General features: G+C 48.0%; 16 protein-coding genes. 7 read left to right on the top strand and 9 right to left on the bottom strand.

Annotated elements, in window-relative coordinates; translation table 11 throughout:
• Nucleotides 1-18: 18 nt before the first annotated feature.
• On the top strand, nt 19-3,135 hold the full coding sequence (locus J2Z18_RS02195) for a hybrid sensor histidine kinase/response regulator (RefSeq protein WP_210094117.1): 3,117 nt from the start codon (nt 19-21) through the stop codon (nt 3,133-3,135).
• A 65-nt stretch (nt 3,136-3,200) separates the two neighbouring features.
• Here the strand turns inward: J2Z18_RS02195 and J2Z18_RS02190 are convergent, their stop codons facing one another.
• Nucleotides 3,201-4,538 (bottom strand): HAMP domain-containing sensor histidine kinase, encoded by a 1,338-nt coding sequence (locus J2Z18_RS02190; RefSeq protein WP_210094116.1) that lies wholly within the window; start codon nt 4,536-4,538, stop codon nt 3,201-3,203.
• Nucleotides 4,528-5,226 carry a response regulator gene (locus tag J2Z18_RS02185; RefSeq protein ID WP_007129092.1) on the bottom strand — a complete coding sequence of 233 codons (699 nt, stop codon included), beginning with the start codon at nt 5,224-5,226 and terminating at the stop codon, nt 4,528-4,530. The genes J2Z18_RS02190 and J2Z18_RS02185 overlap by 11 nt, the downstream gene beginning before the upstream one ends.
• A gap of 219 nt (nt 5,227-5,445) precedes the next feature.
• Here J2Z18_RS02185 and J2Z18_RS02180 point away from each other — a divergent pair, with 219 nt between their 5' ends.
• Nucleotides 5,446-7,569 (top strand): multicopper oxidase family protein, encoded by a 2,124-nt coding sequence (locus tag J2Z18_RS02180; RefSeq protein WP_210094115.1) that lies wholly within the window; start codon nt 5,446-5,448, stop codon nt 7,567-7,569.
• Between the two features lie 84 nt (nt 7,570-7,653).
• On the opposite strand, the gene J2Z18_RS02175 is transcribed toward J2Z18_RS02180, so the two are convergent.
• Nucleotides 7,654-8,550, bottom strand: coding sequence for an NAD(P)-dependent oxidoreductase (locus J2Z18_RS02175; RefSeq protein WP_210094114.1), 897 nt, complete (start codon nt 8,548-8,550; stop codon nt 7,654-7,656).
• Between the two features lie 227 nt (nt 8,551-8,777).
• On the opposite strand from J2Z18_RS02175, the gene J2Z18_RS02170 reads away from it, so the two are divergent.
• Nucleotides 8,778-9,119, top strand: coding sequence for a zinc ribbon domain-containing protein YjdM (locus J2Z18_RS02170; RefSeq protein WP_210094113.1), 342 nt, complete (start codon nt 8,778-8,780; stop codon nt 9,117-9,119).
• Between the two features lie 534 nt (nt 9,120-9,653).
• Nucleotides 9,654-9,995, top strand: coding sequence for a helix-turn-helix domain-containing protein (locus J2Z18_RS02165; RefSeq protein ID WP_210094112.1), 342 nt, complete (start codon nt 9,654-9,656; stop codon nt 9,993-9,995).
• 165 nt (nt 9,996-10,160) lie between these two features.
• On the opposite strand, the gene J2Z18_RS02160 is transcribed toward J2Z18_RS02165, so the two are convergent.
• The 4 genes from J2Z18_RS02160 to J2Z18_RS02145 all read right to left on the bottom strand — a co-directional run bounded on the left by J2Z18_RS02160 (nt 10,161) and on the right by J2Z18_RS02145 (nt 15,748).
• On the bottom strand, nt 10,161-11,762 hold the full coding sequence (locus tag J2Z18_RS02160) for a DUF2326 domain-containing protein (protein WP_210094111.1): 1,602 nt from the start codon (nt 11,760-11,762) through the stop codon (nt 10,161-10,163).
• Nucleotides 11,740-11,982 (bottom strand): ABC-three component system middle component 7, encoded by a 243-nt coding sequence (locus J2Z18_RS02155; RefSeq protein WP_210094110.1) that lies wholly within the window; start codon nt 11,980-11,982, stop codon nt 11,740-11,742. Before J2Z18_RS02155 ends, J2Z18_RS02160 begins: the two co-directional genes overlap by 23 nt.
• Nucleotides 11,979-12,743, bottom strand: a complete 765-nt coding sequence (locus tag J2Z18_RS02150) for an ABC-three component system protein (protein ID WP_210094109.1) — start codon at nt 12,741-12,743, stop codon at nt 11,979-11,981. Before J2Z18_RS02150 ends, J2Z18_RS02155 begins: the two co-directional genes overlap by 4 nt.
• A 365-nt stretch (nt 12,744-13,108) precedes the next feature.
• A complete protein-coding gene (locus J2Z18_RS02145; protein WP_210094108.1) occupies nt 13,109-15,748 on the bottom strand; it encodes a family 16 glycosylhydrolase in 2,640 nt (879 codons plus the stop codon).
• A gap of 229 nt (nt 15,749-15,977) precedes the next feature.
• Between J2Z18_RS02145 and J2Z18_RS02140 the strand changes: the two genes are divergently transcribed.
• Entirely contained in the window at nt 15,978-16,577 is a 600-nt protein-coding gene (locus tag J2Z18_RS02140; RefSeq protein WP_210094107.1) for a uracil-DNA glycosylase, read from the top strand.
• Nucleotides 16,578-16,692: 115 nt separating this feature from the next.
• On the opposite strand, the gene J2Z18_RS02135 is transcribed toward J2Z18_RS02140, so the two are convergent.
• Together J2Z18_RS02135 and J2Z18_RS02130 are read right to left on the bottom strand one after the other, a co-directional pair.
• On the bottom strand, nt 16,693-17,082 hold the full coding sequence (locus J2Z18_RS02135) for a hypothetical protein (RefSeq protein WP_210094106.1): 390 nt from the start codon (nt 17,080-17,082) through the stop codon (nt 16,693-16,695).
• 94 nt (nt 17,083-17,176) lie between these two features.
• Nucleotides 17,177-17,572 (bottom strand): hypothetical protein, encoded by a 396-nt coding sequence (locus J2Z18_RS02130; RefSeq protein ID WP_210094105.1) that lies wholly within the window; start codon nt 17,570-17,572, stop codon nt 17,177-17,179.
• A gap of 204 nt (nt 17,573-17,776) precedes the next feature.
• On the opposite strand from J2Z18_RS02130, the gene J2Z18_RS02125 reads away from it, so the two are divergent.
• The gene (locus J2Z18_RS02125) at nt 17,777-19,639 is read left to right on the top strand and encodes a histidine kinase (RefSeq protein ID WP_210094104.1); all 1,863 of its coding nucleotides are present in this window, start codon (nt 17,777-17,779) and stop codon (nt 19,637-19,639) included.
• Entirely contained in the window at nt 19,636-21,186 is a 1,551-nt protein-coding gene (locus J2Z18_RS02120) for a response regulator transcription factor (RefSeq protein WP_210094103.1), read from the top strand. The genes J2Z18_RS02125 and J2Z18_RS02120 overlap by 4 nt, the downstream gene beginning before the upstream one ends.
• The last annotated feature ends 12 nt before the right edge of the window (nt 21,187-21,198 follow it).

The raw sequence follows: 21,198 nt of genomic DNA, 5'->3' as shown, positions 1-21,198 counted from the left end.
AGACTCCCCGAGTTATTTATGAAAAAGAGCCATATTATACTGTTCATCGGATTGTTATTAGTCATTTTATCCGGCCTGCGCGTGTTATGGATGGAGTTGCTCCCTCATCAAATGCAGGTGTCCATTAAGAATGGTCAATTGGATCTGCGTCATTGGCATGCAGAAGAAAGCGGCGTTCTGCTGCTTGATGGGGAGTGGGAGTTTTATCCCTCGGAGTGGCTGTCAGAACGCAAGCAGCATGGTGCAGGCGGTCCGGAGCCAAAGCTCCTCCAGGTCCCGGGGCAATGGGAGGAAGCTTTGCACCGTGAAGGTGAAGAGGGGACGCCGTATGGATTCGGGTCCTATCGCCTTCGTATTTTGGTAAATCCGGATACTGATTTGAATTATAGCGTTCGCTTGCCCAGCGTGCGTACTGCATCGGAAGTGTACGTAAACGGTCGGCTGCTTGCCAAATCCGGTCAGGTGGGGAAGACGAAGGAAGCATATACGGCGAAGAACCTCCCGTATTCCACAAGCTTTACGGCAGATGAGAACGGGGTCATCGAGCTGGTGGTTCAGGCGGCAAATTATGTGGATAGTCGAAGCGGCGGCATTGCCAGATCGGTTAAATTCGGCTCAGAGGAGGCCGTAGCACAGGAAATGAAGCTTTCTGTATCGATGCAGACGCTGGGAGCGGTCATATTTCTTATGCATTCTGTCTATGCGCTAATTTTGTTCTTACTGGGGAACCGGGAGAAAAGGCTGCTTTATTTTTCCTTACTGACGCTCTGCGTCACGCTTCCCAGCTTATTGAGCAGCGATGAGAAGCTGTTTCACCAATTGTTCTATATCGGCAGCGATTGGGATTTTCGGCTGACGAATGCCGCGGCGATCATCGGCTGCTACGCGCTGCTCCAATGTACGGAGCATCGGGAGCTCCCTTTTTGGAGAAGGGTATATCCGGCCTATGCCGCAGCGACTCTGGGGACGGCTGCCGTTACGTTGTTTCTGGCTCCCCATCAGATCATCAAACTTTTCCCCGCTTATTATTTATTGGGCTGTGTTGCAACTGTTGTTGCGATCACCGCTATCTTTAAAAAGGTATTCAAGGATTTCAAAAATCATCTGCTGCAGCTTCTATCGATGTTTGCGCTGGTTCACCATTTCCTGTGGACCTTATACTGGCGGGAGAGCGGCCTAAGCATCGCCCACTATCCGTTCGACCTGATCATTTCGATCGGATGCCTGGCCTCCGTATGGTTTCGGGATTATTTCCGCATGCATGCCCATACGAAGGAGATTGCCGCGACACTGCAGAGGGTGAACGATCAGAAGGATCAATTCTTGGCGAACACGTCGCATGAATTTAAAAATCCGCTCCACTGCATCCTTAACATGTCCCAATCGGTGTTGAGCAGAGAACGGGATGTACTGCAGAATCGAAGCATTAAAGAGCTTGAAACGGTGTTATCTGTAGGGCGCCGCCTGACGCTCATATTAAATGATTTAATTGATGGAATGAGTCTGCGGGAAGGCAATCCGCGTTTACAGAAAAAGGTCGTATCGATTCAACCGATTGTGACCGGCGTCATGGATATGCTGCAGTGGAACGCGGATATGAAGTCTGTTCGAATCGTAAACCAGATTCCTGAAGACTTCCCTCCCGTCATTGCCGATGAGAACCGGGTCATTCAGGTCATGTTCAATCTGCTTCATAATGCGGTGAAATTCACGAACGAAGGCATCATTTCGATTCAGGCATATGCAGAGGACGGAAAAGCCTATATCGCCGTTGCCGATACGGGGATCGGCATGGATGAAGACATGCTGAAGCGCTTATTTCTTCCGTATGAGCAGGCAAGCGCCAGCGAAACGATGATTGAAGGCGGCTTTGGATTAGGCCTAAGCATAAGCAAGCAGCTTATTGAGCTTCATGGGGGGACGTTAAAGGCGTCCTCCGAATTAGGAAGAGGCTCGAAGTTTACATTTTCGTTAGAGTTGGCGGGGGTGGACGTGGAGAAAGAGGAGGTTCATACATCGTTTGAAGCATTGGCCGTACAGCCCTTGCCGATTGGGGAAACGGCGCGGACCGGTTTGGAGCTAGAAGAAATCATTCCATCCGCTTCGAGCCCGACAACGTTATCCGGCATGAGCGGTTATCGTCCACACCTGTTAATCGTTGATGACGACCCTGTCAATCTTCGAGTGCTGGAAGCGATCCTGCCGACAGGCGAATACGACCTTACGATGGCAACGAGCGGTAAAGAAGCGTTGGCTCTCCTGGATAGGAAGGAATGGGATCTGGTCATTACCGATATCATGATGCCGCAGATGTCCGGTTATGAGCTGACAAGGCGGATTCGGGAGCGGTTTACGCTCACCGAGCTCCCTATATTGCTCCTTACGGCAAGAAGTCAGCCGAATGATATTCAGAGCGGCTTTATGGCGGGAGCTAACGATTATGTGACCAAGCCGGTGGAAGCATTGGAGATCAGATCGCGGATTCAGGCGCTGACAACGATTAAGCAGACGGTTCGGGAGCAGCTGCGATTGGAGGCGGCATGGCTGCAGGCGCAAATCCAGCCTCATTTCTTATTCAATGCGTTAAATGCCATAACGGCGTTAAGCGGCATTGATTTGGATAAAATGCGGGATTTGCTCGAGGAGTTCAGCCATTTTTTGCGGAGCAGATTCAGGTTCCAGGATACAGACTGCCTAGTTCCCATCGAAGAGGAGCTCAAGATGGTCCGATCGTATCTATATATTGAACAGGTCCGGTTCGGAGAGCGTCTGCAGGTTGTTTGGGAGATCGATGACCACAAGCCATTAAAAATCCCCTTCCTATCGATCCAGCCTTTAGTTGAAAATGCGATCAGGCACGGAATCATGAAGCGATCCTGCGGGGGAACGGTCCGGATCCGGATCTCGGTCCAGGCGGATGACGTCAAGATCACCGTTCAAGACGATGGCGTCGGAATGGACGAAGCTCAATTGCAGCGGATCCTGGAAAGGCGGGCAGAGCACGCAGGAGTCGGGCTAATCAATACGGATCTGCGCTTAAAACGGCACTTCGGAACAGGACTGCTTATCAAGAGCACGTTGGGGGAAGGGACCGAGGTAACCTTCCGTGCACGTCTCTTCGCAAAGCCGAAGTAATATTCCTATAATTATGAAAGCCGCAGCACGGATGCTGCGGCTTTGTTATACAAGTCCCTCTGGCCCTAATCCTCAAGCGGCAAGCAGATCGTGAACACCGAGCCCTCGCCGACCACGCTTTCCACCTCGATGAAGCCTTGATGAGCAAGGATATTATGCTGCGCAATCGCGAGGCCCAGTCCGGTTCCGCCGCCGGGACGAGCCCTGGAATGGTCCGCCCGATAGAAACGGTCGAAGATATGGGGAAGATCCGCCTCGGAGATGCCGGTGCCGTTGTCTTCAACCCGGATTCGGGCGTAGCGCTGCTGCCGGTCAGGCAGGTGCACCGTTTCCGCATGAATGCGGATGTGTCCGCCGGTCTTCGTATAGTACACGGCATTCGTCAGGATGTTGTACAGCGCCTGAAGAATACGGGATTTCTCCACCGAGACGGGGATCATCGGCTCTTCGGCATGCAAGGACAGCTGGATTTCTTTGTCCTCGGCCATGAACCGGGTTTTCGTCAGTAAGTCCTCCAGCAGCGCAACCAGGTTCTCCTCTTTCGGGTGCAGCTCCGTCATGCCGGCTTCAAGCCGGGACAGATCCAGCACTTCATGAACCAATCGCGATAACCGCAAAACTTCATCAAGAATCGAGGCTTGCTTCACGGCAGTGAGGGGAGAGCCCGTCTCGTGCGCCAGCTCCAATTCCCCTTGGATGATCATCAGCGGGGTTTTCAATTCATGGGCGACGTCAGACATCAGCTGTTTTCGGGTGCGCTCCGCCTCCGCGAGCGAATCGTTCATCTCAAGAAGGGCCTTGGAAATCGCGCCGAATTCATCCTTCCGATGCGCGGGTAAGACTATGGGTGCGCCGCCTTGTTTGATGGCCCCGATCCCGCTAATGATTTTGCGTATAGGGCTTGTCAGCCGCCACGACAACAACAGGATGATCAGCAGCGCGGCAATGCCGGTAATCAGCAGCGAAGCAATCCCGATATTCGGCAGCATGCCGTACCACATGGTTTTGAACTCGTAGATTTTGGACTGCCGCTCGTTCATTACATACAGTCTGCCGATCCTCTGGTCCCCCTGACCAAGCGCCAGCATGTAGCCGTCACCGCGGAGCTTATCTACGCTTAAACTTCCTTGCTGATATAAGGCCTGCTCCTCGGCGGACAACACGATTTCGACAAAGGGGGCAGCGGATTCAAAGCTTGCGCTTTCTACGTCCTCCCAAGAATTGCCGTGACTCCGGTAATATTGCTCAAACTCCATCCTCAAGGCTTCAAAGGCATCCTTCTCCTCCAGATATGCCAAATCGCGGGTGATATAAAACTGCACATGCGTGACGGCAAGCAGGACGAGCATAATCAACACGATCAATCCGCCCATCGACAGGGTCAGCCTGGTTTTAATTTTCATGTTCTGCCCCGAATCGGTAGCCGAAGCCGTAGACCGTCTGAATATAATCGGCCGCCCGGCCGTCCTTCTCCATCTTCTTCCGCAGCTTGCTAATATGGGAGTCTACCGTCCGTTCGTCGACGATGAATTCCTCCTCGAAGGCATGCCGCAGCAGCTGCATGCGGCTGTACACCCGCCCGGGCTTTGACGCCAGCAGGTGCAAGAGCTTGAATTCGGTCGGTGTGAGATGCAGCTCCTGACCGCCAATAAAAACCTGCAGGCTGCTCTCATCAATCGTCAGATCCCCTCTTCGAAGCACAGTATCGGCCTCGTCATTTCCTGTGTGGTTCATGCGCCGCAATAAGGAACGGATGCGCGCGGACAGCTCTCTCAAGCTGAAGGGCTTTGTCAGATAATCGTCCGCGCCCATTTCGAGGCCCACGATTTTGTCAGCCTCCTCCGACTTGGCCGTAACCATGATGATCCCTGGGGACCCTGACTGTCTAAGCTGTCGGCAGGTGTCCAGCCCGTTCAATTGCGGAAGCATCCAGTCCAAGATCACGATATCCGGTTTATGCTGCGCATACAGCTGCAGGGCGGTTTTTCCGTCCATCGCGGTCAGTACGTCATATCCCTCTGCTTGAAGGTACGATTCCATGAGCGACGCAATTTTTGTTTCATCCTCAACGATTAGCAATTTGATTCCCATTCCTACACTCCCAGACTTATCCATTTTGATAGCTACTTAAAGAATATGGGTGCTTTCACAATCTGTAAATACCTTCACCACAAGTTCGCAACATTTCGCTAGTAATATGGTCATCAAAGATAACGTTTGGCAGATGGGGACAAATGCTACAGGTCAACCATCAAGAAAAGGATACCGGGCGTGAGGCTTACGAAGCCCCGGTTAAAAGGAGTGAACAGCATGTTCGAAACCATATTCAGCATCATCATTACGGTCGTTATGACCCTGTTGTGGGGAATCGCCGCCATTGCGGCAGCAGGCCTTCCCTACTCCAAGTCAAGTCGAAGCCTGAATAATAAGAGCACATTCTTGCTCTGGGTGGCAGGCATTGCTTTTGTACTGAGCGCTGCCTGGTACGGAGTAATCACCCTCCAACTCATCAAGGACGGCTGGTTGTTTGTAGAGGGGACGGTCAAAATGCTCATCCCGTTGACATTGATTCCTCAGTTGTATATCGCTGGAGCGATTCTCCCCCGGTTGAAAAGCTTACGCAATGCCGGCGGAGAACCGCCGACGCCAGCAGCACTGGAAGCAGTGGCCCAGCCTTCCATATCAATATCCTTTTTAGCGGCTGCGCTCGTATCCGGCATCTCCGCGCTCAGTACGTTCTTTGTCCAGCCGGTTCTTCCAAGCCTATCTCAGATCGGCTCCCGCTACTTGGTGGTTGCGCTTCTATTGCTTGTGCCGGCGATTTTTGCAAATAGAAGATACTCGAAGTTGAAGCAGGGGAAACCACTTCGGCGCGGGCTTGGTGCCAGGCTTATAAGCTTTGTATCGGCAGGTCTGCTCACGGCCATGGTGGCTATAACCCTTCTGGTTGCCAACGTACTGGTCGGAGTCCAGGTCTCCAAGCTGCCGGAAGCCTCCGACATGATGAATCACGACTGGATTGACGAGGGAGGCGGCGCCCCTACGCTTATGTCGGGAAGCTCCAATCATCAGCAGCATCAAGCTCATCATGCGTCGGCTTCGGTCGATCCCAGCCAAGTCGAAGTAGCGTCGCTCACCGGGGATATTTCGGAGCCCGCCGATCGGACATTTGAGCTGGTGGCACAGCAGAAGAAGGTGACACTCGCTTCCGGGGCAGTCATCGATGCCTGGACATATAATGGAGAGATCGCTCCCGAGCTCAGAGTGAAGCAAGGCGAAATGATTGAAGTGAAGCTCGTCAATCAAGATATCGATCGCGGAGTCACCATTCATTGGCATGGCTATAACGTGCCGAATGCGATGGACGGCGTGCCGGGGATGACACAAAATGTCGTTAAACCCGGGCAATCATTCACTTACAAGTTTCGGGCCAATCAGGAAGGAACCTACTGGTTTCACTCGCATCAGCAAGCGGCGGAGCAAGTCGTGAGAGGGCTGTTCGGCACCCTGATCGTCGAGCCGAAACAGGAAACGGAAAGTTATGATGAAGAGATAACCTTGATTAACCATCAATGGGAGACCGACCAAGGCCGTCGGAAAGCATTTGGAAACCAAGACGAGTTCCAGTGGAAGCAGGTGAAGCCGGGGGATACCGTGAAGCTGCGGATCATCAACGCATATAACTATTCGGAAAAATTCCTGCTTCAAGGAACCGAATTCCGAATCACCAGTATCGACGGCATGCGGATTCAAGACCCCAAGCCCTTGTCCGACCAAACGGCTTTTCGGCTCGGGGCGGGGGGCCGATACGACGTGGTCTTCACGATGCCGGATCGTCCGGTCTTCTTTAAACTCGTCAATAGAAGGAACGAGGGCAACCCGGGAACCGTGTTTTATGCCGGGAGCCGTCCAGAGAGACCGGTCTTTCAGGCTGAATCTGCTGAGTTTGACCCGTCTGATTACGGGAAGCCCGTCATGAATGAGGTTACGGCAGAGGACAAATTCGATCGGGAATTCCATATGATTCTCGGCAACCGAATGGGATTTTACAACGGCCAGATTAATTTCCTATGGACGATCAACGGGGAGGTGTATCCCCGGGTTCCAACCTTCGTCGTCAAAGAGGGCGACAGGGTCAAAACGACGTTCGTGAATCGAAGCTTGGGCGAGCATCCGATGCATCTGCACGGGCATCATATGACGGTGCTGAAGAAGAACGGCAAGAAGGTGGCCACGCCGTGGCTGACCGATACGTTAAACGTCATGCCGGGTGAATCGTATGAGGTCGGCTTTATCGCGGATAACCCGGGCATGTGGATGGACCACTGTCATAACCTCGATCATGCGGCGACGGGGATGACGCTGCATCTCATGTATGATCATGTGCTTCCTTCTTATGAGGTAGGAACACGGTCAGGAAACATACCGGATTAGGGAATGGAACCGATCCATTGAGATAAGAAGAGGATTCTGCTTGAAACAGAATCCTCTTCTTCCTGTATTTCGATGATTGGCCCATCAGGATTTCCGCAAAGCCTCGAAGACTCGTTCAAATGCATCATTGCCGTAGCCTTCAGCGACTTGCTGCGCAGCAATAGCGTGCAGGGGCTTTAACCACTCTGCCGGGATATCCAGCTCCTTGCTGGCGCGAATAATGTGTTCCAGCCCTAATTTGTTGGTATTCAGGTTGGACACGTCGGTCGCGTAATTGCGCTCCTCGAGTGCACGTGCGCTATCGGGGTTGGTTATGCTTGGGGCAATTACATGGTTGACCCAATTCGTTGCAAACGGGAGGAAAGCTGTTGGCGATATGTTTGCCGTACTCAAGAAGGCGTGGGCATGGAGGTATCCGTACACGGATCCATACAGCATGGTGAGCAGCGCCAGATCGTACAACAATGGGGCACCATGATCATCGCCAAGATAAGCCGCATTGCCTCCGAAAACCCGTAACAGCGGCGCGTGAGCTTCAAAGAGAGTCTTGGAGCCTCCGTAGAAGATGAGGGTTTCCGGCAGCCCGATTAGCTGGGGTACTGCCATGATGGCTCCGTCGAGATATTCGACTTCTCGCTCAGCTGCCCAGATGGCTGTGTTACGAGCTTGGTCTGGAGTTCCACTCGTGAGGTTGACTAGGACTCGACCGGAAAGTTCATCGGTTAATGGGGAGAGCTGTTCATGCATAACTTCGTAAGTGGATAGGCATATGATCACCACGGGACTAGCCGCTACCGCATCAGCAAAGGTAGCCGCAAGCGCAGCACCTTTTGCAACCAGTCCATCGGCCTTATTCGCTGAGCGGTTCCAGACAGTTGTGGGGTGCCCCCCCTTCAGGAACGCCTCTGCAAGTGCCACACCCATATTTCCAAGGCCAATGACTGTTACCGCTGTACGGTCATGATTGATTATTTTGTTCATTTAACTTCGCTCCTTTCGATAATCACAACAAGCCAGAATTGATTATTCCATATGAGATCGCCCGTATCTCAAGGAATATTGCCTTCGAAATGGATTCTAAAGTATGACACTAATGTGAAGGTCAAGATTAAATTCAATACGGTGATAGCTGATGTGCTTGACGATCGGATGAAGCCATGTCAGTATGTTAGAGATTCGATTATGATCATGAATGGAGAATATGAACATTGTCTAACCTGCCTAATTGTCCGAAATGCAATTCCGAATACACGTATGAGGATGGAAGCTTGCTGGTGTGCCCGGAATGTGCTCATGAGTGGAGTCCGGGCTCCAGTCTCGAAGTTGATGAAGACGAAAAAGTCGTAAAAGATGCCAACGGCAATATGCTGCGGGACGGAGATTCGGTCACCGTCATCAAGGACCTGAAAGTAAAGGGAACGTCATCGGTCGTGAAGATCGGCACCAAGGTCAAAAACATTCGCCTGATCGACGGGGATCATAATATTGATTGCAAAATCGATGGCTTTGGAGCGATGAAGCTGAAATCGGAGTTTGTGAAGAAGGCTTAGGAGGCACCTATGTTGGCTTGACTCCAAGCAAATGGATAGTAGTCTACAAGTAAAAAAAATAGCAACCTGAGTCCGGTATTCATAGGGGCTCAGGTTGTTTGACTTTGTTGAAATACAGTGGTTGTAGGGGGTATCGGACGGGTTTTTATTGCACATGCCTGTGCTTCTTCAATTGCATTGAAATATAGTAGCCTTCTTTTTCGACAATTAGCTCTGTATGGGCCACCCTATAATAGGTTCCTTCCATTGTTATTCCGCCTACCAACCTTGTAAGACGTAGAAATTCTCCAATTTCGGATATGTAAATATTCGCCGTTGAGTTGTCGGGGAAAATACATTGGACTCTAATTGGAATCATTCCTTTCTTAAGCTCCATGCGCCACGTTTTGAGCCAAGGAGTTTTATTTTTGGAAATATAGGGCAATCTTATTATATCAAAATACAATCCCTATAGGGTATATTTTATAAAACAAAACCCTATAGTATCTTGGAGTGGTTATATGGCTGGTCTATGGTTTGCTTAGGGTGATTGCTATGGATGATTTGATGAGGATGGTGGGGGAGGGCATTCGGCACTTCCGAAGACAACGTGGACTAAGCCAGGAGGAGCTTGCAAGTAAGGCGGAGGTACACGAAACTTATATTGGTAAGCTAGAACGTTCTGAAAAAGTATGCTCTGTTGTGGTACTCGCTAAAATTACGAATGCACTCGATCTCTCGATGGTGGAGTTCTTTAGTTATATCCAGCCTGTGAGTGGAGAGGAACGGGAGTCTACACTCACAGAAATTGTGGACAGGCTCCGAAGCAGGAGTGAGGCTGAGCAGAAGAGGATACTGAAAGTTATAGACGTTATGCTGGATGATCAGTTGAGTTAAGAGGGAGAGTCATGGTCCGAGAGGGTCGACTAAAGCTTGGAGAGTTAAAAGGAGCTGCTGCGGCAGCTCCCTTTTACATTATTCAAGTTAAGTTGGTATTATACGTTGTATTATCACAGATACTATTACAAGGAGTCGATGATTGATTCCTTGTTTTTATGATCATCAACGCCAGTCTTTAATAAATAACAGACGGTCTCTCGATAACGAAATTGCCTTTTGTTCCGTTAAAATTATCTGTGTATATTCAGAGTATCTATCTATAGTGTCTATTGCAATGAAAATTTGTCTAGTGGATTTTTGATTATAAATCTTGATTATGTTTTCAACAACATTATCTTCGATGTTTTTAAATAGAATTGAGTCATGTATTAGAATGGGGAGTTTAGTAAGTTCAAAGACGGCAAGATCCAAAATTAATAAATTTGTATATGCCTTTCCAGTCCCAGTATTATCAAATACTTTATAATTATAGTCCTTCTCCAATAATTCTAATTTCGGTGAACGCCTGCTTTCATTATGAATTGAGTCATTAATTGTCAATAGTTTAGTGTTCACCAAATCAGTGACTTTTTCAATACTTTGCACCTTTTTTTCGCTAATATCGGTTTCAGTTGTTTCTATATCTTTTTTTATATTCTGCGATTTTAGGTAAATTTTATTTTCGAGTTCGATGCTTCTAAGTCTTGTTGATAAATCAAACAAATGCTCAATTAAGTGGTTAGATTGCCCATCATTACTGAGAAGCGAATTCATAGTGGAATCAATTTTACTGATCTGTTCATCAAAAAAATTAACTTCTAACTCCAGTCGCCTTTTTTCTTTTTTTAACTCCTCAGCAAGAATCTTTGATATATTTTCGTGAAATCTCTCAATATTCATTAATTTTTCTAAGTTAACATTTGGAAAAAACTCAACCAATTTTTCAAATTTTTGATCTACATGCTTATTTTTAAGATTCTTATTAATACGGATCAGTTTTGTTCTAAAGTAATCGCGTTCCTTGATTAATTTATTCTTTTCCTTTTGTAAGTTAAAGAGTTCTTCTGAAACAAAGTCACTTATGTTAAGTGCAACTTTATAAATATTCTCTTTAATATCTGTAATTTTTTCTTCAATTTCTTCTATCTCTTTAAGATTTTTTTCATACTTAGTTTTTGTGATCTTTGGCACATAATCATATTTGCCTGCTTTATTAAGAGTAAGGCGTGAATCTTTAAGTAATTTCAACTTTTTTTCTTCATGAATGATGTTATCATAAGCATTAAACAGTAGAAGAAATCTTACTACGGTATCGGCGTTTCTCTCCTTAGGAAAAGTGTGGAGAGGTCTTTTTACGTCCAGATTATGTTTTCCCCAAATCCTTGAATATAGACTTACTGCTGATCGGAAAGATAGATGTTCCGAGGGCAACGAGTATTGTTTTTTTAGGAACTTCAAATATTCTTCTAGCGTCATGGTATTTATCTTATCGAAGCTTTCATTACATTCATATACTTCTTTTGGGTTCACTGTACCTCTAATAAAGAAAAACTTCTCAGTACTAAATTCAAAGAAAAATTGAAATTCATGATCACCCAATTCCCTCATCACATCGTTATTGTATTCAGTGTAAGAAGTTCCTCCAAAAATAAAATCTATGATCATTAACAGCGTCGATTTTCCAATTGAGTTTGACCCTTGATTATCTCCTAAAACAACATTTAAACCTGGATGGAAATCGATTGTTTTTTCTCTAAAAACATCACATCGAATCTGTTTTAACATATTGTATGACCCCACTATCTGTGTCAAGATCAATAACATCTAATAAAAAAAGTACATCGAGAGAATAAATGAATTCATCAATCCCTTCAAATTCAGGACCAAGCTCAACAAACAAATCTGCCACTCTATAATTTTTATTTATACGCAACATTTCTAAAATAATTAGCATTCTATTAATAATGGAGTTCTCAAATGAGATGATTTTGTTAGGCACAATCATGAGAACACCTCACAGTTCTGAACAAAAAATGATATTACAATTTTACAAGCTTCTAAAGAGCTGTTTTCTGTCTTTTTGCTTAACCACTCAGATAAATTTTGGTATATATCCTCCTGGGTATGGCCGGCTTTTTTCAACACCATATAAAAAGCTTTTACCTGTGTAGCAATAGTTTCAAAAGTATCTCCATTAGTTTTGTCAAGCTCTGTAAACTGCTCCTTAATAAATAAATAATATTCAGCTACATCTGACTTTATTTTCCTTTTTGTAAGTCTTGATAAAGTACCGTTTGCTTTTTCATCCACTTTTATTGCATCTAAATTAAGTGTTTCGGGCTCAAGTATCCAGTCAATGTCACTAGCTAATGTTGTTAAAATGGCTTTAATCTCGTACTCAATTTGGTAATTTGAATATTGTTTTCTATTCTCATTCCTTGCTATAAACTGCTTCTTTATGGATAATAATTTTCGGTACTCTGCGACTGTTCTTGGATTATCAAATTTTCTATGACAGTCTCTACAAAGAGCAATATAATTATTTATATCATTGACATCTTCACTCAACTTTTCTTCATCTTTTAGAAGTGAAATTTCATGAGTGCTGGGGTTTAACGGATAAATATGGGCTCCTTCGAAAATTTTGTATTGCCTACCACCTTTAGAGTATATGAGACTTTTTGCACATAGAGGACATATTCCTTCAACCTCTGAGAAGAGAATAAGATTTTCATTTTCAGTTAGAGGTTTTCTATTGTCCTGCATGTTGCACCTCAAATCATCAGTAATTAATCATTTCCATATTAACCCACTACGAATATTATTTAAATGAAAAAATATACTATTTCAACAAATATGTCCAAGTGGCTTTCTGAATTAATATAGTAGACAAATCAATTGATGGGGAATTTGCTTTAAATGGCCGATCTATATAACTACGCAATAAGTGTACTGAAGGGGATAATCTTTATAGTGGGATTGTAAATTTAGAGGGGGGTTACAGGATAAACCAATTCATTCCCATAAAATCAGGGCTCCCTCAAACTGGTGGGAGCCCTGATTTTATATCATTACCACGCTCAAGCAACCCTAAAGCAGGCATCGATTTTCCCTCTACCCGCTCATACCGCTTATTCCGGTGTCCCCTCCGTCACCCCATGCACATACGTCTGCCAAGGGGTATCCAGTGCTCCTTGCCCTGGGTTATAGGTAAAGAAATACTCAACCGTATCCCCATGCTTTAGATTATTGACAGGGTAAGTGTAGTTGCCGTTCCCCGTAGGGGTCATGGCTACGTTTAGCTGCACGCCGTTGTTGACCTTATAGTGCAAGTCGGCAAAGGTGGCGCCGTTAACATAGAACAGCAGGTCATTGCCGATTTTCTTCAATCCCTTCACCTCATCGCCGATGACGATGACGGTGGAAGGAGGCGGTACAACGGTGATGGTGGAGCTGGCGGTTTTATTTCCGTCCGCGGTTGTCGCCGTGACGGTTGTCGTGCCCGGAGCGAGCCCGGTCACGAGACCGCTCGGACTTACGGATGCCGTGCTGCCGTTCGCAACCGACCACGTCACGTGCTTATTCGTTGCATTGGAAGGCGCTACATTGGCGTTTAGCTGAACGCTTTGCCCGACTTCCACCTGCGCCGTGCTTGGATTCACCGTTACGCCGGTAACGGGCACGTTTCCAGGATTCTGGCCCCCGCCGTCTCCTTCCTTGTACACCCGGACATAGTCCACCTGCATCGTTGCAGGGATATCGGACGGATCCGGGGTCCGGCCGCCGTCGAAGGTTCCGCCAATCGCCAGGTTCATAATGAGGTAGAACGGCTGATCGAACGGGGCGTTCGGATTGTTCGGCGCTGCTGCCGAATACCATTGATCCCGGGTCACTTTAAAGAAGAATTTGCCGTCCACATACCATTTAATATTGTTCTCTTCCCAGACAACAGAATAGACATGATAGTCATTGGCAAAGGTCTGCCCTTCCGGGAAGTGGTATTCGCCGGAAAGATGCCGGTTCGTCGGCCATTGCCCGCCAAAGTGTACCGCGCCGCTCGTCACGCCAGGCAAGCGTCCTCGTGCTTCCATCACATCGATTTCACCGGAGGATGCCCATGTTCCATACACATTATCCTGCGGAAGCATCCAGAGCGCAGGCCAGATACCGTTGCCGGTAGGCAGCTTGGCACGGAAGTCCACTCTACCGTACTTGAGGGAAAAATGATCCTTGGTGTTGATCTTCCCGGAGGAGTATTGTGCATACCGATTAGGATCCTGCGGGAAGGATTTTGGCTCGTTCAATGCTCGAATATTGAGCTTTCCGTCCTGTACAAAAACATTTTGCGCACTATTGGTATAGTGCTGCAGCTCCGAATTGCCCCAACCCCAGGTATTCGGATCATCATTGAGATAATACCCTGTTTCATAATTCCATTTGCTGTTATCCAGCGTCGTTCCGTTAAACTCATCCTGCCAGATCAGATTCATGCCCGCGATGGTTGGATCGCTTGGCGATCCGATCGGAATATCCTCCTGATCAGTGATATCCGGACGAGGAGCATCGGGATTCCCGATCAAGGTGTAGTTGATGTAATTGCTGCCCACGCTTCCACCTGCCTGCCCGTTTAATGGATAGCCAATACGGATTTGCATGTCCTCTTGGATCGGCTGGAACCACAGGCCATAGATATGATCGGCCCAGTACCCCCACTGATTGGCAGGGGACATGTTATTGTAGCCGTTTGCCGAGTATACAAATCCGCTCTGGCTTGAATTGTCCAGATCCACCCACTGCCCGTTGATGTTAATCTGGTATACGAAATTGCCAAGCTCCGTGCCGATTGGCGCGCCCCCATCAATCTTAGGCAGCGGAATCCCGATAGCGCCGCTCGCATCAGCTGTAAAGGTCGTTCCTTCATAAGGCGTAAGCACATATGAATTTCTTACGGGTTCGTTAAAGGTGATGGTATACACGATGTTAGCGGAAGAGGTCTTCGATTCCAATTTGACGTTGATCGACTCCGTGACGTTAAACCAGTAGCCGCCGCCTCCATCGGTGAATTGACCGAAGTTCTGATCATAGATCCAGCCGCTGGCGGCATTGTTGTCGATATCGATCCATTCGCTGCTGTTGACGGGCTTTACATACACCTTCAAATCGTCCGCAACGGCTTCATAGGTGATGGCTGGATCATTGTTGAAGATCGGATAGGTGAAGCCCGCACCGCCCGTAAAACCTGCCGTAATTTGCGGCCCTTGCGTCGGGGTCATCGCCGTGATGGTCGTTTTGTTGATGTTTTGAAAGACCAGCCTGTAATCCAGCGTCACCCCATTCGCTTTGGAGTACAGCTGAATCTCCGTTGTTGTGGAGAGGGTGAACCAATAGCCGGTAAAGCCGCCGTCGTTCCAGTGACCCCAGTTCTGGTTATAGACAAAGCTGCCGACACTGTCGATATCGACCCAGCTGCCGTTCACCTTCACCTTCACACCCAAGTCTTGGGCAACATCATTCCAGGTGGCGGCGCCTCCGTTGAAGACCGGCATGACAAAACCATAGCTGGCCTGGCCAACCCCTGATTTGGTAATGACCGGTCCGTCTGCCGCGGAAAAGTAAGACATCGAGGTAATAGTGGTTCCAGCCTCTTCGGCTGCCTGAACCTTCGACGCCGGCATGAGACCGAGGCTAACCAGCAGTACGATCGCCAAGAACAAGCTCAGTCCCTTACGCCTAAACCGCCTTTCCGTAGAGTGATAGTGAGATCGCTTCATAAATACCCTCCCTTAATAATAGATGGTTGCTTCCAGTGCATGGGTTTATCGGAAAACGCTTACACCGGTAAGCATCTTTATTCTATCGAAGATCATGAACCGATGAACAGGCACGATTTTTTTGGTAGGGTCTCATTATTTCGGGTGTCCGAACCATAGGTGAGGTCAAGTTTTAACTTTAGGTGGGCATAATGGAACCAGTGCTTGTTAACGGAAAGGAAGGAGTTGCATGTCTAAGGAAATGGATCATTCCTGTGTCATCTTGCCAGAAGAGCAAGCCCCCGAGGATATGCAGCATTGTGAACGCTGCGAATTGTGCAAACAGCGGAATCGCATCATCTGGGGTGAAGGGAATCCGCAGAGCTCGTTGATGTTGATCCTGGATAACCCGGGAGCCCGGGAGGACCGGGAAGGCAATCCGTTCTTGTGCGGGACCCGGGAAACCCTCCAACTCGGCATGAGGGAAGCGGGGATCGATATCCACTCGGTATACGTCACTTATTTGCTGAAACGCCGGCCAATCCGCGCTTACGATAAGCCTGCCACCCGTGCAGCATGCCTGCCGCATCTGCAGGCGCAGCTCCTTCAGAAGCAGCCGCTTGTCCTATTTGGTTTTGGCAATGTCGTGGTTGAAGGATTATTCCCGGAGAAGGAGCATGCCACCGTCAAGGAGCTGCGGGGGAGCTGGCATGAGTTCCAGGGGATCCCGATCGGCTTCACCTATCACCCGCTGGCAGTAAGAAGAAGACCCAATTTGCTAAGGTTTTTTATCGAGGACTTGAAAGGTTTGAGGGAGAAGTGGGAGGAGGGGGGAGGTAGATCATTTTAGCTTATATTAAAAGGGGAAGGGAAAATCGCTTCGGTTTCATCCCTTTTGATCAGTATTCTCACTGACAACGGAAAAGAAAAACCTTGAGGAATCTCTTCCTCAAGGTAAGAAGTAACTATTCGCAATAGATTGAAATGAACTGTATGGGTGCCTCTATTTCGTTCCAATCATCAATATCCTCTAATTCAAAACATACTCCAGGATATTCAGGTAGTTTGTACACATAGTCTTCTTTAACCCACTTAATACCTAAATCATTTAGGTCAGAGAGTGTACTTCCTATACCAATTTTTTTAAGGAATTTTCCCGTATACTCACCAAACACCGATATTTGGGTTACGTTACTTTGATCTTTATCAATCCAAAACTTAATAGAGTCTGTTGATATGGTAAAGTGATTGTCTAACTCTTCCTCAGTAAAATCAAGGTCTTTTATTTTTTCTTTTATTTCTTCAAGTCCGCACCCAAGTTGATAGGAGTCAACGCCAACACTGTTAATAATCATGTGTTAAAGTAACACCCCTTTTACTTATCGTAAAATTCCCTTTTGCTCTGTACAAATAAATGTCCTGTGTTTAGTCGGTTACTATGTTGTTACTCTAAATCCTCAAACCAACAATTAATAAATCTGATTTTGGGATGTACATAGATAACATCGTCGTTCCTATCATTTGTGTGAGCTGATGATTTATTGTTGTCCCATATCCAAACGTTACATAATCTCTTGAGCATATAATTTGCACTATCAGAGTTATAGGATTAACTGTAGTGACATCGATCACCGCCTTATACCATGTTTCAATCTTCCAGTATTGTTCACAAGATGAAACCTGGTATGTTGAAACTAACTCTGCTAATTCCGGTAATACCTCGTTAATTATTGCAGATGCCTCTTGTTCCGAATCGCTTTCAATGAATAAACTAATTTGAAGCATTATCTCCCCCCTTAAAGTTGAAAAGTAAAGCTGAATCCCCTCTGTAGGCAATTCAATCATTTGCTTTAGTCGCACCTTTTATTGTACTTGATGAAACATCTTTTGATGTATTGGCCTTCCCTATTTCCTGCACAATCCGCCCTGCCGCGCTAGGAGAATGTTCACGCACGTCCGGCTGCATGATCGGGGTTTAGGCTAGGCGAGAGCATAGTATGTAATTTTCAATTGCCGGGTTTTCGGAAAGGGTGTACACTGAGTGCCGAAGTGACCATTATAGAACAGGGTGTGTTTCATATTTTCAGACTGCGCCAATTCTATTTAAATCATTTGAAGCGAAAGATGTTCAACAAAATCGTTGTGCTGTATTCGACCGTCATGATCGTGCTGTTTGCGATTGCGGCAACGCTGGTTTATCAATACCAGACACAGCGCATACTCCGTGAGCAGACCGATGCGAATCTCAAATCCGCGCATGTGCTGAACATTTATTTGAGCCGGCAGTATGAGGGCATACAGAATATATTTCAGCAGATTTACGGAGATGCCACGCTGAGCGATGAGCTGATCTATTTTCTGAACCACGAATATGAGAGTTACCTGAAATACCGGCTGGATTTGTACACCAGAGCCGGAGAGCAGCGATTACGGTCTTTCAATACCTTGATAAGAAATTATCTGGAGCAGGAATCAAGCGCCAGATGCGTCTCGATCTACAGCTATCCGAACAATTTTTACATGCATATCAGCCGGACCAACCAGCAGTTGAATAATGATGCCGGTTCCAAGAACAAGTGGGAGACCTGGTTTGCCCGCCGGGAGCAGCACAGCTGGGATACCATGCCTCAGAATGAATCCTCGCCTTCATCCGGAGGCTCCAGTCCCGGATCGTATTCCTATTCGAGAGAGCTGAAGGATCCCTGGACCCTGAATCGGGTGGGGATGATGAATGTGGAGTTCGACGCCCGGCAAATTTCATCCTGGCTGGAGAGCCGAGCTTCGGTAAAAGGCCGGATTATGGTGTTGAACGCACAGGGAACGGTCATTTACGATTCGGAGGATGAGTATTACGGGCAAACCTATCCCTACCGCTTGGAGCAGGAAAAAGCCGGGGACTGGGTAGAGCTGGATGAACCCTCCAAAGTGAACATATTGAATGTCAGCAATGCGGGCTTGTCGGTGGTGGGGATTGTGTCGCAATCCCTGATCAAAGAGAGCACGGAGAGTTTAAGAACGGGACTGATTCTGGTCACCCTTCTGTTTATGGCGGCCAGTTTTGCAATTACCTTTACGATCATTCGCAGGTTCTCCAAGAAAGTGCAGCGGATTATCCGTTCGATGAACCGGATCGGCGAAGGCGATCTGTCGACGCGCATTCAGATGTCCGGCGAAGATGAGCTGCAGCAGATTTCCCGCCGGTTTAACGATATGGGCGACCGTTTGGAGCAATATATCGATAAAATGTATACCTCGGAAATCAAGCAAAAAAACGCGGAACTCGTTGCCCTGCAATCCCAGATTAACCCCCATTTTCTATACAATACGCTCGAATCCATTCGCATGAAGGCGTACTTTGTGGGCGCGAAGGAAGTGGGTCAGATGATATACAGCTTGTCGGTGATGTTCAAGAACATGGTGAAAAAAAGCACCGTGGTCACCGTTGAAGAGGAAATGGACATGTGTTCCGTTTACCTCGACTTGTTCCGCATTCGCTATGAAGGGCGGCTGGAGACGGAAATCGAGGTCGATCCGGAGATCCAAAATGCCAGCATCATCAAGCTGCTGGTCCAGCCAATCGTGGAGAACTATATCGTTCACGGATTTCGTCCGCTTGACGACGACAATAAAATTTCAGTCCATGCCCGCCGGGCAGGGGACCGGGTCGTGATCATCGTATCGGACAACGGAACGGGCATACCGGCGGAAAAGCTGACCCAAATTCGCAGCACGCTGGACAAGGTTCTCCAGCCTCCAGACAAGGGATACCGTTCGATCGGGCTGATGAACGTGCATGAACGAATCGTGCTGAACTACGGAAGTGATTACGGAGTGACCATCAACAGCACGGAAGGACAGGGAACCGAGGTCCGCATGGAAATACCGATGCTGCGCAAGGGGGAGACGACATGAGGAAGGTATTTTTTGTTGATGACGAGCCTTTGATTGCCCAGGGATTGGCCACCATCGTAGATTGGCAGAATTACGATCTGCATGTGTCAGGTTCGGCCAACGATGGGGTGCAAGCGCTTGAGCGGTTAAGGGAAGATCCTGTGGATCTGCTGATCACGGACATTATGATGCCCAGAATGAACGGGCTGGAACTGATCAAGAAGGTAAAAGAAATGCATCCGCGCACCAAATTCATTGTGCTGAGCGGTTACGAAGAATTTGAATATGTGAAGGTGGGGATCACGCTCGGCATCCAGAATTATATTCTGAAGCCGATCAGCATCGAGGAGCTGGAAGCGACGATTAAGCATATCCGCGGCGATTGGGAGCGCGAGGAATTGAGCCGGTTCCGTTCCGAGGAGGATTGGAGGATCCTGCGCAGCAATATTTTGCAGCGGTGGGTTAACGGCGAAATCAAGAGCTCGGAATTAAAACAGAGAGCTGAGCTTCTCGGAATTCCGCTCAATTATGCGTCTTACCAGGTTTATGTTCTGCGGCTCATATCCGACGAACGCCCGGTATCCCAGCTCTATCGCTTAACCAGCCTAGCCGATGAATGCAGCCGGGCTTTTTCGGAAGTGCTGGGGGGAGATCATGAGGTGATCTGTTTCCCTGATGCGGATGACGACATCGTTATGATGTCGGCCGCGAGGAATGAACGGAGGGACGCGGAGCGGGAGGGTATGAGAAATGCCATGGCCCGGCTGCGGGAGCTGACTGGCTTGCGCATTTGGTGCTCGGAGGGCAATGCAGGCTTCAATGATTTCAAAGATATTCAGGAGAGCTACAGGAAGGCGAAGGACCTCTTCAACGCCTGCCTGATTGCCGGAGATGACATGATCCTATATAGTTCGTCTGCGGAACCGGAGGCCGTTCAGGCTTCTTCGCCGTTCGCTCGTCCCGATACGTTCGCGAAGCTGCTGATCGAGGGAGACATTCCCTCCCTGCAGGCTTATATCGAGTCCGTTCTGAGCGGTGACAGCAGGGAACCGATGGTTCCTCGGGAGACCTGCTTGAATGCGGCAGTCCAGCTGATGGTCGCGGCGAAGGATATGGAGAAAAACCCCGATTACAGCGAGGTATTTACGCCAATGCACCGGATTAATACGCTCCAGGGGCTCCGAAATCATGTATGGCGCATCGTCGAGCGCAGTCTTGCGCGCCTGGAAGAAGCGGAGCAGGGCTATAGCCCGCATGTCTCGTTTCTTGTGGAGCAGGTGCAGCATCACTATCCGGAGGAGCTTTCCCTGAAGACGCTGAGCCAGCGGCTGCAGATGCATCCGAATTATTTAGGTCAGCTGTTTCAGCAGGAGGTCGGCGCCAGCTTCTCGGATTATTTGAACCAATACCGCATCGAGAAAGCCACGCAGCTCCTCTTGCATACGGATCAAAAGACGGCGGATATTGCATTCAGCGTGGGTTATACGGACAGCTCCTACTTTTATAGGCAGTTCAAAAAATATACCGGCGTATCTCCAACCGAGATGAGATCCATGTACCGGAACTAAATCGACCGGGAA

This window comes from Paenibacillus lactis (assembly GCF_017873605.1).
Lineage (GTDB): Bacteria > Bacillota > Bacilli > Paenibacillales > Paenibacillaceae > Paenibacillus_AQ > Paenibacillus_AQ lactis.
Note: the sequence above shows the minus strand (reverse complement) of the source record. Positions and strands in the feature narration are given on the sequence as shown.

What these genes read in the sequence shown, in the direction of transcription:
- J2Z18_RS02195 (WP_210094117.1), top strand. Translation starts at nt 19, where the DNA reads ATGAAAAAGAGCCATATTATACTGTTCATCGGATTGTTATTAGTCATT.
- J2Z18_RS02190 (WP_210094116.1), bottom strand. Translation starts at nt 4,538, where the DNA reads ATGAAAATTAAAACCAGGCTGACCCTGTCGATGGGCGGATTGATCGTG.
- J2Z18_RS02185 (WP_007129092.1), bottom strand. Translation starts at nt 5,226, where the DNA reads ATGGGAATCAAATTGCTAATCGTTGAGGATGAAACAAAAATTGCGTCG.
- J2Z18_RS02180 (WP_210094115.1), top strand. Translation starts at nt 5,446, where the DNA reads ATGTTCGAAACCATATTCAGCATCATCATTACGGTCGTTATGACCCTG.
- J2Z18_RS02175 (WP_210094114.1), bottom strand. Translation starts at nt 8,550, where the DNA reads ATGAACAAAATAATCAATCATGACCGTACAGCGGTAACAGTCATTGGC.
- J2Z18_RS02165 (WP_210094112.1), top strand. Translation starts at nt 9,654, where the DNA reads ATGGATGATTTGATGAGGATGGTGGGGGAGGGCATTCGGCACTTCCGA.
- J2Z18_RS02160 (WP_210094111.1), bottom strand. Translation starts at nt 11,762, where the DNA reads ATGTTAAAACAGATTCGATGTGATGTTTTTAGAGAAAAAACAATCGAT.
- J2Z18_RS02155 (WP_210094110.1), bottom strand. Translation starts at nt 11,982, where the DNA reads ATGATTGTGCCTAACAAAATCATCTCATTTGAGAACTCCATTATTAAT.
- J2Z18_RS02150 (WP_210094109.1), bottom strand. Translation starts at nt 12,743, where the DNA reads ATGCAGGACAATAGAAAACCTCTAACTGAAAATGAAAATCTTATTCTC.
- J2Z18_RS02145 (WP_210094108.1), bottom strand. Translation starts at nt 15,748, where the DNA reads ATGAAGCGATCTCACTATCACTCTACGGAAAGGCGGTTTAGGCGTAAG.
- J2Z18_RS02140 (WP_210094107.1), top strand. Translation starts at nt 15,978, where the DNA reads ATGTCTAAGGAAATGGATCATTCCTGTGTCATCTTGCCAGAAGAGCAA.
- J2Z18_RS02135 (WP_210094106.1), bottom strand. Translation starts at nt 17,082, where the DNA reads ATGATTATTAACAGTGTTGGCGTTGACTCCTATCAACTTGGGTGCGGA.
- J2Z18_RS02130 (WP_210094105.1), bottom strand. Translation starts at nt 17,572, where the DNA reads ATGATTGAATTGCCTACAGAGGGGATTCAGCTTTACTTTTCAACTTTA.
- J2Z18_RS02120 (WP_210094103.1), top strand. Translation starts at nt 19,636, where the DNA reads ATGAGGAAGGTATTTTTTGTTGATGACGAGCCTTTGATTGCCCAGGGA.